11 protein-coding genes are annotated in these 12124 nt (G+C 70.6%); 6 read left to right on the top strand and 5 right to left on the bottom strand.

Annotated features, from left to right (window positions below; translation table 11 throughout):
- Window positions 1-22 precede the first annotated feature (22 nt).
- The 3 genes from AB0C73_RS25505 to AB0C73_RS25495 are packed head-to-tail and all read right to left on the bottom strand — an operon-like array spanning window position 23 to window position 3665.
- Window positions 23-976, bottom strand: a complete 954-nt coding sequence (locus AB0C73_RS25505) for a MerR family transcriptional regulator (protein WP_362534276.1) — start codon at window positions 974-976, stop codon at window positions 23-25.
- Window positions 977-1026: 50 nt separating this feature from the next.
- A complete protein-coding gene (locus AB0C73_RS25500; RefSeq protein WP_362534413.1) occupies window positions 1027-2805 on the bottom strand; it encodes an SDR family oxidoreductase in 1779 nt (592 codons plus the stop codon).
- A gap of 2 nt (window positions 2806-2807) precedes the next feature.
- Window positions 2808-3665 carry a M24 family metallopeptidase gene (locus AB0C73_RS25495; protein ID WP_362534273.1) on the bottom strand — a complete coding sequence of 286 codons (858 nt, stop codon included), beginning with the start codon at window positions 3663-3665 and terminating at the stop codon, window positions 2808-2810.
- A 240-nt stretch (window positions 3666-3905) separates the two neighbouring features.
- Here AB0C73_RS25495 and AB0C73_RS25490 point away from each other — a divergent pair, with 240 nt between their 5' ends.
- The 6 genes from AB0C73_RS25490 (at window position 3906) to AB0C73_RS25465 (ending at window position 9828) form a co-directional block, all read left to right on the top strand.
- Window positions 3906-4868 carry an ABC transporter ATP-binding protein gene (locus AB0C73_RS25490; protein ID WP_362534410.1) on the top strand — a complete coding sequence of 321 codons (963 nt, stop codon included), beginning with the start codon at window positions 3906-3908 and terminating at the stop codon, window positions 4866-4868.
- A complete protein-coding gene (locus AB0C73_RS25485) occupies window positions 4865-5797 on the top strand; it encodes an ABC transporter permease (protein ID WP_362534271.1) in 933 nt (310 codons plus the stop codon). The genes AB0C73_RS25490 and AB0C73_RS25485 overlap by 4 nt, the downstream gene beginning before the upstream one ends.
- Before the next feature lie 52 nt (window positions 5798-5849).
- Window positions 5850-6764, top strand: a complete 915-nt coding sequence (locus AB0C73_RS25480) for an ABC transporter ATP-binding protein (protein ID WP_362534268.1) — start codon at window positions 5850-5852, stop codon at window positions 6762-6764.
- Window positions 6765-6778: 14 nt separating this feature from the next.
- A complete protein-coding gene (locus tag AB0C73_RS25475; RefSeq protein ID WP_362534265.1) occupies window positions 6779-7498 on the top strand; it encodes an ABC transporter permease subunit in 720 nt (239 codons plus the stop codon).
- 185 nt (window positions 7499-7683) lie between these two features.
- Window positions 7684-9087 carry a dihydrolipoyl dehydrogenase gene (gene lpdA, locus AB0C73_RS25470; protein WP_362534262.1) on the top strand — a complete coding sequence of 468 codons (1404 nt, stop codon included), beginning with the start codon at window positions 7684-7686 and terminating at the stop codon, window positions 9085-9087.
- 120 nt (window positions 9088-9207) lie between these two features.
- On the top strand, window positions 9208-9828 hold the full coding sequence (locus AB0C73_RS25465) for a rhomboid-like protein (protein ID WP_362534407.1): 621 nt from the start codon (window positions 9208-9210) through the stop codon (window positions 9826-9828).
- Window positions 9829-9921: 93 nt separating this feature from the next.
- Here AB0C73_RS25465 and AB0C73_RS25460 read toward each other — a convergent pair whose 3' ends face one another.
- Both AB0C73_RS25460 and serS read right to left on the bottom strand, forming a co-directional pair.
- A complete protein-coding gene (locus AB0C73_RS25460; protein WP_362534260.1) occupies window positions 9922-10731 on the bottom strand; it encodes an HAD family hydrolase in 810 nt (269 codons plus the stop codon).
- A complete protein-coding gene (serS, locus tag AB0C73_RS25455) occupies window positions 10728-12017 on the bottom strand; it encodes a serine--tRNA ligase (RefSeq protein WP_362534257.1) in 1290 nt (429 codons plus the stop codon). The genes AB0C73_RS25460 and serS overlap by 4 nt, the downstream gene beginning before the upstream one ends.
- Between the last annotated feature and the right edge of the window lie 107 nt (window positions 12018-12124).

The following is a 12124-nucleotide window of genomic DNA, read 5'->3' as shown; positions in this document are numbered from 1 at the left end:
CAACACCCATGACGAACAAGGGCTATTGCCCGACTTGCCTGCTGTCTGCGGCATTTGAGGCAAGAGTGTCCAATGTTCTTTTCTGTACCTCTCGTTCGGCCGCCGCAGTGACGAACGCCGCCACGTTCTCCGCGCCAACGAGCCGCTCCACGGCGCGAATCGTCTCCGGCGGCAGGGTCACCGCACGCGGCTCCGGCTCCCTCGGAGGCGGGTTGTCCCAGGAGAGATGGTGCTGGAGGTGCCGGGTGGCGAACAGGCGCATCGCCCGCGCCAGTTCGGCGTCCACGGTCTGCTGGGCCAGCGGCCGCAGGCGCCGAACCAGGGTCGCCGCCTCGGCCGCCTCGGCGTCCGACGGAGGCCGGTGGTCCAGATAGCGGGCGAAGACATGCTCGCCGGTGAACTCCAGGAAACGGGCGGCGATGTGCTCGACCTGGCCGCGAAGTTCCCGCAGATGCCCGGTGATTGCGGCGAGCGGCACACCCGCGGCGTGCAACTCGGCGGCCACCGCCAGCTCCTGGGGGCTGGGCACCAGATACTCCTCGGTCTCCCGGTCCGCGATGCGCTCCAGGACCCCGAGCTCGATCGCCTCGCGGACCGCGTCCTCGTCGGGAGTGCCGCCGAAGCGCGCGTCCAGGTCGGCGCGGGAGATCCGGTCGGCCTCCTCGTCCGTCCACGGGCCGTCGACCTCGGCCACCAGACCCAGCACCCCGCCGAGCCCGCGCCCCGCGTCCCAGGCCTCCAGGAGCTCCTTGATGGAGGCCAGGGTGTAGCCGCGGTCCAGCAGGTCCGCGATCTGCCGCAGCCGGGCCAGATGGCTGTCCCCGTACACGTTCGACCGGCCGCGCCGCTCCGGGCGGGGCAGCAGACCGCGGTCCTGATAGGCGCGGATCGTCCGCACGGTGGCCCCGCTGTGATGGGCCAGATCCTCGATCCGGTACTCCGGCTGTGCCGCCCGCTCGGACAAACCCGTTCCCATCGCCCGCTCCCTTCACCCGTCGAGGGATGGTACGACTGCCCCGCCCGCCCCTACGCCGGCGGCCGCAGCCGGGCGAGCGCCCGCAGGGCGCCCGGGGCCAGGCGGGACAGCAGATGGGCACCGCGCGCCTCCGGGGTCACCGGCACGACCGCCCGGTCGTGGAGGACCGCGCCCAGGATCGCGTCCGCGACCTTCTCCGGCGGGTAGTTGCGTATCCCGTAGAGCCGCGAGACCTTCTGCTGCCGCCGCTTCTCCTCGGCCTCGTCGGTCACCCCGGCGAACCGCGCGGTCGCCGTGATGTTGGTGTTCACGATGCCCGGACAGATCGCCGAGACCCCGATGCCCTGCTCCGCCAGCTCGGCCCGCAGACACTCGCTCAGCATCAGCACCGCCGCCTTGGACGTGCTGTACGCGGGGAGCGCGCGGGACGGCTGGAAGGCCGCCGCCGAGGCCGTGTTGACGATGTGGCCGCCCTGGCCGCGCGCCGCCATCTGCCCGCCGAAGATCCGGCAGCCGTGGATCACACCCCACAGATTGACGTCGAGGACCCGCTGCCACTCCTCGCTGGTGGTCTCGAAGAACGAGCCGGTGAGCCCGATCCCCGCGTTGTTGACCAGCACGTCCACCACGCCGTACTCGCTCGCCACCTTCGCGGCCAGCTTCTCCATCGCCTGCTCGTCGGAGACGTCGACGGTCTCGCCCCAGGCCTCCGGCGCCCCGATCAGCCGGGCCATCTCGGCCGTACGGGCCGCGCCCTCCGCGTCCCGGTCCACCGCGATCACCCGGGCGCCGGCCTCCGCGAAGGCGAAGGCGGTGGCCCGGCCGATGCCGCTGGCCGCGCCGGTGACAAGGACCAGCTGCCCGCCGAAGCGCTCGGCGTACTCCGGACGCACGTCAGTCTTCGTGGCCGGACGCGGGGCCCCGGCCGCCGGGTCCTCGTGCGTCTCGACGAACTCGGTGATCCACGCCGCCAGCTGGTCGGGCCGGGTGCGCGGCACCCAGTGCTTGGCGGGCAGGCTGCGCCGGGTCAGGTCCGGCACCCAGTCGGCCAGGCCGTCGTAGAGCCGCTCGGAGAGGAAGGAGTCGCCGGTCGGCGTGATCAGCTGCACCGGCGCGTGCGCGAACGCGTCCGGGCGCGGCCGGGTGAGGCGCGAGCGCACGTTGTCCCGGTAGAGCCAGGCGCCGTGCGCCGCGTCGTCCGGCAGGGAAGCGGTCGGGTAGTCGCCGGCCGGGACCCGCTCCAGGCGCTCCAGGATCCGTGGCCACCGCTTGCCGAGCGGCCCGCGCCAGGCGAGCTCGGGCAGCGCGGGCGTGTGCAGCATGTACACGTACCAGGACTTGGCGCCCTGGCCGAGGAGCTGGCCCACCCGGCGCGGGGTGGGCCGGGTCATCCGGGTCTTGATCCAGTGCCCGAAGTGGTCGAGCGACGGCCCGGACATCGAGGTGAAGGAGGCGATCCGGCCCTCGGTGCGCGGCACCGTCACGAACTCCCAGGACTGCACCGAACCCCAGTCGTGGCCGACCAGGTGCACCGGCCGGTCCGGGCTCACCGCGTCGGCGACGGCGAGGAAGTCGTCCGTCAGCTTCTCCAGGGTGAAGCCGCCGCGCAGCGGGGTCGGCGCGGTCGACCGGCCGTGGCCCCGCACGTCGTAGAGGACCACGTGGAAGCGCTCGGCGAGTCGCGTCGCGACCTCCGACCAGACCTCCTTGGAGTCCGGGTAGCCGTGCACGAGCAGCACCGTGGGGCGGCTCTCGTCCCCCAGCTCGGCCACGCACAGCTCGATCCCGCCCGTGCGGACCCGGCGCTCGCGCGCCTCCTTGAGACTCACGCTCACGCTGCCTTCTCCTCGTTCCACCGCCGCACGTGCGGCAGGTCGTCGTCCAGCCAGAACGCGCTCTGCTCGGGGTCCCTGGAGTCGGTGACGACCAGGATCTCCTCGAACTTCGCGCCCGTACCCCGGAATCCGAGGTGTGGCTCGACCGCCCACAGGCCCGGCTTGGGCGGGTGGTCGGAGAACCTGTACGGCGACCAGAGCGGCGACCAGCCCTCGCGGTGGCCGTGCAGGGCGTCGCTCGCCAGGCCCTTGAGGGACTCGGCGCCGAAGCCGAACAGGGTCGGCGCCCAGCGGCGCTCCTTCACCCGGCCGACTTTGTGGGCGATCACGCCGAAGGGATAAGCCCGGTGCCGGTTCGCATAGCCCTGGCGCACCATGAGCCGGTCCACGTCCTGGTAGATCTCCCGCAGCGTGCGGCGCTCGCGCACCTCGCGCAGGATCAGCTCGCGGTGGTCCTTCAGATCGGCGAGCAGCTTGTCGTGCACCGGGTTCAGACCCAGGCAGCCGGAGTAGCCGATGTCGGCGGCCCGGCCCTTGTACACGGGCGCCATGTCCAGGATGAACGGCATCCCGGCCTCCAGGCGCTTGTTCGTGGGGAAGAACTGGAGCGGGACCTTGAAGTCGACGAAGGCCGTGCGGTCCCCGAACCAGGCGAACGGGCGGTGGAACCAGTCCTTCACGCCCCGCGCGTACAGCCACTCCCGCTGCATCCGCGCCGCCTCGCGCTCGGTCACCCCCGGCCTGAGCTGCGCCGCGACGGCCTCCGCGCACTCGTAGGAGAGCCGCTGGACCTCTCTGAACCCCGCCAGCTCCGCGGTGAGTTCGCGCGTCACTGCCGTACCTGCCGATGCCATGCGACCCCGCCCGTCCCTGTGTGAGCTCGCGTGAGCGTCCGGTAGCCCTACGCGTCCGTAACTTGACATCGATGAATGTGACAATGCTCGGCGGCTGCGTCAAGGGGTGTGCAGCGCCCTGTGGAAAACGAGACCTTGGTCGCTCCGCCCCTACGGGCTTGTACTCCTGGAGTCGGACAAGGATCGAGCCGTTGGGCTGACGACTCGCGTGACCCACGCCACTACCGTCGAAGCGTGACTGTGATCGCGACCGAAGGCCTCAGCAAGCGGTTCCCCCGGGTGACCGCTCTTGACCGGCTCTCCCTGGACATCGGACCCGGTGTGACCGGACTCGTGGGTGCCAACGGAGCCGGCAAGTCCACCATGATCAAAATCCTCCTCGGCCTGTCCCCGGCCACGGAGGGCCGCGCCGAAGTCCTCGGACTCGACGTCGCGACCTCCGGCGCCCGGATCCGCGAGCGGGTCGGCTACATGCCGGAGCACGACTGCCTGCCGCCCGACGTCTCGGCCACCGAGTTCGTCGTGCACATGGCGCGCATGTCCGGGCTCCCGCCGGCCGCCGCCCGTGAGCGCACCGCGGACACCCTGCGCCACGTCGGCCTGTACGAGGAGCGCTACCGCCCCATGGGCGGCTACTCGACCGGCATGAAGCAGCGGGTGAAGCTGGCCCAGGCCCTGGTGCACGACCCGCAGCTGGTGCTCCTCGACGAGCCGACCAACGGCCTCGACCCGGTCGGCCGCGACGACATGCTCGGACTGATCCGCCGGGTCTGGACCGACTTCGGCATCTCCGTCCTCGTCACCTCGCACCTGCTCGGCGAGCTGGAGCGCACCTGCGACCACGTCGTCGTCATCGACGGCGGCCGGCTGCTCCGCTCCAGCTCCACCAGCGACTTCACCCGCACCACCACGACCCTCGCGGTCGAGGTCACCGACTCCGACACCCACCCGGACGGTACGGAGGCACTGCGCGCGGCACTCACCGCGGCCGGCGTCACCCTCCACCCCGGCGTCGAGGACGGCCTGCCGGGCGCCGGCCACATCCTGCTCCTGGAGGCCTCCGGCGACGAGACCTACGACCTGGTCCGGGACACCGTCGCCGGGCTCGGCCTCGGCCTGGTGCGCATGGAGCAGCGCCGCCACCACATCGCCGAGGTCTTCAAGCCGCAGCAGCAGGAACAGGAGGAGGTGGCGGCGCGATGAGCTCCCAGACCCCCGGAGCAGGTCTGACCCCCGGGGCCGTCCAGGCCCCCGAGACCAGCCGGATCCACAACATCGGCTACCGCAGCTACGACGGACCGCGGCTCGGCCGCGCCTCCGCCCGCCGCGCCCTGTTCTCGCAGTCGCTGCGCGGCGCCTACGGCCTCGGCCGCAGCGCCAAGTCCAAGGTGCTGCCGATGGTGCTGTTCGCCGTGATGTGCGTGCCCGCGCTGATCATCGTCGCGGTCGCCGTCGTCACCAAGGCCTCCAAGCTGTCGATCGAGTACACCCAGTACGCGGTCTTCCTCCAGATGGTCATCAGCATCTTCGTGGCCTCCCAGGCCCCCCAGTCCGTCTCCCGCGACCTGCGCTTCCGGACGGTCCCGCTGTACTTCGCCCGCCCGATCGAGCGCGTGGACTACGTCCTCGCCAAGTACGGGGCGATGGCCTCGGCGCTCTTCATCCTGACCGCCTCCCCCCTGCTGATCCTCTGGATCGGATCGCTGCTCGCCAAGATGGACTTCGCCGACCAGACCGCGATGTTCGGCCAGGGCCTGGTGTCCGTGGCCCTGCTCTCCCTCCTCTTCGGCGGCATCGGGCTCGTCATGGCGGCCCTCACCCCGCGCCGCGGCTTCGGCGTCGCCGCCGTCATCGCCGCCCTGGTGATCTCGTACGGAGCGGTCTCCACCCTCCAGGGCATCGCCTACGGCACCGACAACATCGACGTCGTCCAGTGGATCGGCCTGTTCTCGCCGATCACCCTCATCGGCGGCGTGCAGGACGCCTTCCTCGGCGCGCCCACCCAGTTCCCCGGCGGGGAGGGCGCGGGACCCGGCACCGGCGCCGGCGTGGTCTATCTGCTGGTCGTCCTCGCGCTCATCGCCGCTTCGTACGGTGTGCTGATGCGCCGCTACCGAAAGGTCGGGCTGTGACAGAGCCCACCCGTCTCCCACCACCACCCTTCCAAGGAAACGGGCTGCGCCCATGAGCATTCTTTCCATCGACCACGCCTCGCGCTGGTTCGGCAACGTCGTGGCCGTCAACGACGTCACCATGACCATCGGTCCCGGCGTCACCGGTCTGCTCGGCCCCAACGGCGCCGGAAAGTCCACCCTGATCAACATGATGGGCGGCTTCCTCGCCCCCTCCACCGGCACCGTCACCCTCGACGGGCAGCCGATCTGGCGCAACGAGTCGGTGTACCGGCAGATCGGCGTCGTCCCCGAGCGGGAGGCGATGTACGACTTCCTCACCGGCCGCGAATTCGTCGTCGCCAACGCCGAGTTGCAGGGCCTCGGCGACACGGAGGCCCAAAGGGCCCTCACCACGGTGGAGATGGAGTACGCGCAGGACCGCAAGATCGCCACGTACAGCAAGGGCATGCGGCAGCGCGTGAAGATGGCCTCGGCCCTCGTCCACGAGCCGTCCGTGCTGCTGCTCGACGAGCCGTTCAACGGCATGGACCCGCGCCAGCGCATGCAACTCATGGACCTGCTGCGGCGGATGGGCACCGAGGGCCGCACCGTGCTCTTCTCCTCGCACATCCTGGAGGAGGTCGAGCAGCTCGCCTCGCACATCGAGGTGATCGTGGCCGGACGGCACGCCGCCTCCGGCGACTTCCGCCGGATCCGCCGGCTGATGACCGACCGCCCGCACCGCTATCTGGTCCGCTCCAGCGACGACCGGGAGCTCGCGGCCGCGCTGATCGCCGACCCGTCGACGGCCGGCATCGAGGTCGAGCACGGCGCCGAGGGCGGACTGCGCATCCAGGCCGTGGACTTCGGCCGGTTCACCGAACTCCTGCCGAGGGTCGCCAAGGAGCGCGGCATCCGGCTGCTCACGGTCTCGCCCTCGGACGAGTCCCTCGAATCCGTCTTCTCGTATCTCGTAGCGGCCTGAAAGGAGCCCGACCGATGTACAACCCCACTGTCGCCCGGCTCACCTACCGGGCCCTGCTCGGCCGCCGACGGGCCCTGATCCTGTTCGCGCTGCCCGCGCTGCTCATCCTGATCGCCGCCGCGATCCGCGCCTTCAACGGCGCCGACGACCAGGTCGCGGCCGATGTCCTCGGCGGCTTCGCGCTCGCCACCATGGTGCCGCTGATCGGTGTGATCGCCGGCACCGGCGCGATCGGCCCGGAGATCGACGACGGCTCGATCGTCTACCTCCTCTCCAAGCCGGTGAAGCGGCCCACGATCATCTTCACCAAGCTGATCGTGGCCATCGCCGTCACCATGGTCTTCTCGGCCGTGCCCACACTGATCGCCGGTTTCGTCCTCAACGGCAACGGGCAGCAGGTCGCCGTCGCCTACACCGTGGCAGCCCTGGTGGCCTCGATCGCGTACAGCGCGCTGTTCCTGCTCCTCGGCACGGTCAGCCGGCACGCCGTGGTGATCGGCCTCGTCTACGCCCTGGTGTGGGAGGCCCTCTTCGGCTCCCTCATCGCGGGCGCCCGCACCCTCAGCGTCCAGCAGTGGGCGCTCGCCCTCGCCGAGAAGGTCACCGGCGACAGCCTGATCAGCTCCGAGGTGGGCCTGCCCACGGCGATCACCCTCCTGGTCGCCGTCACCGTCGGCGCGACCCTCTTCGCCGGCCACAAGCTGCGCACGCTCACCCTGGCGGGCGAGGAGTAGCGGGTCCGGCCCCCGGGACCGCGGGCCCGGGACCGCACATCCCGGGACCGTACGGCAGCTCCGGCCGTACGGTCCCGGGCCGCACAGCCGCTCCGGGACGACCGGACTACTGTGGGGCCGTACGTGGCCTCGAAAGCCGGACCCGTACGTGGACCGAACACCCTCACCACCCTCGGGAGTCAGTCATGTCAGACCGCTTCGACGTCGTCGTACTCGGAGCTGGCCCCGGCGGCTACGTCGCCGCCATCCGCGCCGCCCAGCTGGGCAAGCGGGTCGCGGTCGTCGAGGAGAAGTACTGGGGCGGTGTCTGCCTGAACGTCGGCTGCATCCCCACCAAGGCGCTGCTGCGCAACGCCGAGCTCGCCCACATCTTCAACCACGAGGCCAAGACCTTCGGCATCAAGGTCGACGGCACGGTGTCCTTCGACTACCGCGAGGCGTTCAGCCGCAGCCGCACGGTCGCGGACGGCCGCGTCAAGGGCGTCCACTTCCTGATGAAGAAGAACGGCATCACCGAGTTCGACGGCCGGGGCACCTTCCTCGACGCGAACACCCTCCAGGTGGCCAAGGCCGACGGCACCACGCAGACGATCGGCTTCGACAGCTGCATCATCGCCACCGGCGCCTCCCCGCGCCTGCTGCCCGGCACCGCCCTCAGCGACCGCGTCGTCTCGTACGAGCAGCAGATCCTCGCCGAGGACGCCCCGCAGTCGATCATCATCGCCGGCGCCGGCGCTATCGGCATCGAGTTCGCGTACGTGCTCAACAACTACGGCACCAAGGTCACCATCGTCGAGTTCCTCGACCGGATGGCCCCGCTGGAGGACGAGGAGGTGTCGAAGGAGCTCGCCAAGCAGTACCGCAAGCTCGGCATCGACGTCCTCACCTCGACCCGCGTCGACGCCATCGACGAGTCCGGCCCGCAGGTCCGCGTCACCGTCACCGGCAAGGACGGCGCCCAGAAGGTCCTGGAGGCCGACAAGGTCCTGCAGGCCATCGGCTTCGCGCCGAACGTCTCCGGCTACGGCCTGGAGAACACCGGTGTCGCCCTCACCGAGCGCGGCGCCATCGACGTCGACGGCCGCTGCCGCACCTCCGTGCCGCACATCTACGCCATCGGTGACGTGACCGCGAAGCTGATGCTCGCGCACACCGCCGAGGCCATGGGCGTCATCGCAGCCGAGACGATCGCGGACGCCGAGACGATGGAGCTCGACTACCCGATGATCCCGCGCGCGACCTACTGCCAGCCGCAGATCGCGAGCTTCGGCTACACCGAGGCGCAGGCCCGCGAGAAGGGCTACGACGTCAAGGTCGCCAAGTTCCCCTTCATGGCGAACGGCAAGGCGCACGGCCTCGGCGACTCGACCGGCTTCGTGAAGATCGTCGCCGACGCCAAGTACGGCGAGCTCCTCGGCGCCCACCTGATCGGCCCGGACGTCACCGAGCTGCTGCCCGAGCTGACCCTGGCCCAGCAGTGGGACCTCACCGTGCACGAGGTCGCCCGCAACGTCCACGCCCACCCGACCCTGGGCGAGGCCGTCAAGGAAGCGATCCACGGCATCGCCGGACACATGATCAATTTCTGAGGTCCCGGGAATCACCCGGCTCGGGGTGATAAGCACTGATATGTGCTGAGCGAAACCCCTCCGGGTGGCAAAACCCCTCCGGGTGGCGAGACCTCTCCGGGTGGCGAACCGTCCCGGCCGATCCGGTCGTGGGTGCGTTCGTCACCCGGTACGCATGTCTGGCTGGCCGTCATCGCGATCACCAGCCTGGTCATCGCGCTGTCCTCGGACGGCCTTGAGCACTATCTGCTGCACCGCAACAGCAGCAATCTCTACGAGCTCTCCCGGCACCCGATGCGGGCCCTGGTCGGCAGCGCCTTCTGGATCGAGAACCCGGCGAGCCTGCTGCTCTACGCCGTGCTCTTCGAGCTCTTCCACGCGCCCGTCGAGCGCTGGCTCGGCACCCTGAAATGGCTGGTCGTCGTCGGCACCGCGCATGTCACCGCCACGCTCGTCAGCCAGAAGGTCGTCCTGGAGGCGATCAAGGACCACGACGTGCCGCGCAGCATGGCGCATGTCGTCGACATCGGGGTGAGCTACGGGCTCGCCGCCTCGGTCGGCATCCTCACGTACCGGCTGCCGCGCCCCTGGCGCTGGTTCTACCTGGCCGGCGCGGTGGCCTTCTTCGCCGTACCGCTGGTCTCCGACCGCACGTACACGGACCTCGGGCACGCGGTCTCGCTGCTGATCGGTCTCGCCTTCTGGCCGCTCACCCGCCCGGAAAAAGCGCTGGTGGGCCGCGAAGGACGCGGCGCACACTGAAGGAGTACGGGAACGGGGCGGCCGCTTCGAGCGCGCGGAGGCGAACCGCGCGGGCCGCCCCGCTCCTCGTACCGAAGTACCGACTTCTACGGCTTACGCGCCGAGCAGCCGCTCCAGGACGACGGCGATGCCGTCCTCCTCGTTGGACTCCGTGACCTCGTCGGCCACCGCCTTCAGCTCCTCGTGTGCGTTGGCCATGGCCACCCCGCGGGCCGCCCAGCCGAACATCGGGATGTCGTTGGGCATGTCGCCGAAGGCGATCGTGTCCGCGGCCTTCACACCGAGCCGGCGCGCGGCCAGGGAGAGCCCGGTCGCCTTGCTGAGGCCGAGCGGCACGATCTCCACGATGCCGGGACCGGCCATGACGATGTCGACCAGACCGCCCACGGTCTCCCGCGCGACCCGGGTCAGCTCGTCGTCGCCCATCTCCGGGTGCTGGATGTAGAGCTTGGTCAGCGGCGCCGACCACAGCTCGGCCGGGTCCTCGTACGGCACGTACGGCAGCGGCCCGTCCTGGGTCCGGTAACCGGGGCCGATCAGGACCTCGCCCTCCAGGCCGTCGCGGCTGGCGGCCAGGGCCAGCGGCCCGACCTCCGCCTCGATCTTGGAGAGGGCGAGCCCGGCGAGCTGCCGGTCGAGGGTCAGCGAGGTGAGCAGCCGGTGCTCGCCCGCGTGGTAGACCTGCGCGCCCTGCCCGCACACCGCGATCCCCTCGTAGCCGAGGTCGTCGAGGATGTGCCGGGTCCAGGGCACGGCCCGCCCGGTCACGACGATGTGCGCCGCACCGGCCGCGGTCACCGCGGCCAGCGCCTCGCGCGTCCGGCCGGAGACGGACTCGTCGGCCCGCAGCAGCGTGCCGTCGAGATCCGTCGCGACCAGGCGGTAGGGGAACGCGGTGCTCACTTGGAGATCGGCTCCAGGACCTCACGGCCGCCCAGGTAGGGGCGCAGGATCTCCGGCACCCGCACCGAGCCGTCGGCCAGCTGGTGGTTCTCCAGGATCGCCACGATGGTGCGCGGGACGGCGCACAGCGTGCCGTTCAGGGTGGCCAGCGGCTGGACGACCTTCTTGCCGTTCTTCTCGTCGCGCATGCGGACGGAGAGGCGGCGGGCCTGGAAGCCGTCGCAGTTGGAGGCCGAGGTCAGCTCGCGGTACTTGCCCTGGGTCGGGATCCACGCCTCGCAGTCGAACTTGCGGGAGGCGGAGGCGCCCAGGTCGCCGGTGGCGACGTCGATCACCTGGAACGGGAGCTCCAGGGAGGTCAGCCACTGCTTCTCCCAGTCGAGCAGCCGCGCGTGCTCGGCCTCGGCGTCCTCCGGCGCGACGTACGAGAACATCTCGACCTTGTCGAACTGGTGGACGCGGAAGATGCCGCGGGTGTCCTTGCCGTACGTGCCGGCCTCGCGGCGGAAGCACGGCGAGAAGCCGGCGTACCGCAGGGGCAGCTTGTCGGCCTCGATGATCTCGTCCATGTGGTACGCGGCGAGCGGGACCTCGGAGGTGCCGACCAGGTAGTAGTCGTCCTTCTCCAGGTGGTACACGTTCTCCGCGGCCTGGCCGAGGAAGCCGGTGCCCTCCATGGCGCGCGGGCGGACCAGCGCGGGCGTGAGCATCGGGACGAAGCCGGCCTCGGTGGCCTGCGCGATCGCCGCGTTGACGAGGGCGAGCTCGAGCAGCGCGCCGACGCCGGTCAGGTAGTAGAAGCGCGAGCCGGAGACCTTGGCGCCGCGCTCGACGTCGATGGCGCCGAGCGCCTCGCCGAGCTCCAGGTGGTCCTTGGGCTCGAAGCCCTCGGCGGCGAAGTCGCGGATGGTGCCGTGGGTCTCGAGGACGACGAAGTCCTCCTCGCCACCGACCGGCACGTCCTGGTGGACGATGTTGCCGAGCTGGAGCAGCAGCGCGCGGGCCGTCTCGTCGGCCTCGTTCTGCTCGGCCTCGGCGGCCTTCACGTCGGTCTTGAGCTGTTCTGCCCTCTGCAGCAGCTCGGCGCGCTCCTCGGGGGAGGCCTTGGGGATCAGCTTGCCGAGCGACTTCTGCTCGGAGCGGAGTTCGTCGAAGCGGACGCCGGACGACCTGCGCCGCTCATCGGCGGAGAGCAGGGCGTCGACGAGGCCGACGTCCTCTCCACGGGCGCGCTGGGAGGCGCGAACACGGTCGGGGTCCTCACGGAGCAGGCGAAGGTCAATCACCCCACCAGGCTACCGGTGCGGCCGGATCGGCCCCTACTCGATATGGGTTTGCGTGTCGCTTTGCCCGAATTGCTTTACTTTCCGGTGAATCGGCGAATTCCCCGTTC

Origin of the sequence: Streptomyces sp. NPDC048623, assembly GCF_040650755.1 — a bacterium.
GTDB lineage: Bacteria > Actinomycetota > Actinomycetes > Streptomycetales > Streptomycetaceae > Streptomyces.
Note: the sequence above shows the minus strand (reverse complement) of the source record. Positions and strands in the feature narration are given on the sequence as shown.

Excerpts from the sequence above, each read along its gene's own strand:
- AB0C73_RS25505 (WP_362534276.1), bottom strand. The coding sequence starts at position 976 with ATGGGAACGGGTTTGTCCGAGCGGGCGGCACAGCCGGAGTACCGGATC.
- AB0C73_RS25495 (WP_362534273.1), bottom strand. The coding sequence starts at position 3,665 with ATGGCATCGGCAGGTACGGCAGTGACGCGCGAACTCACCGCGGAGCTG.
- AB0C73_RS25485 (WP_362534271.1), top strand. The coding sequence starts at position 4,865 with ATGAGCTCCCAGACCCCCGGAGCAGGTCTGACCCCCGGGGCCGTCCAG.
- AB0C73_RS25480 (WP_362534268.1), top strand. The coding sequence starts at position 5,850 with ATGAGCATTCTTTCCATCGACCACGCCTCGCGCTGGTTCGGCAACGTC.
- AB0C73_RS25475 (WP_362534265.1), top strand. The coding sequence starts at position 6,779 with ATGTACAACCCCACTGTCGCCCGGCTCACCTACCGGGCCCTGCTCGGC.
- lpdA (WP_362534262.1), top strand. The coding sequence starts at position 7,684 with ATGTCAGACCGCTTCGACGTCGTCGTACTCGGAGCTGGCCCCGGCGGC.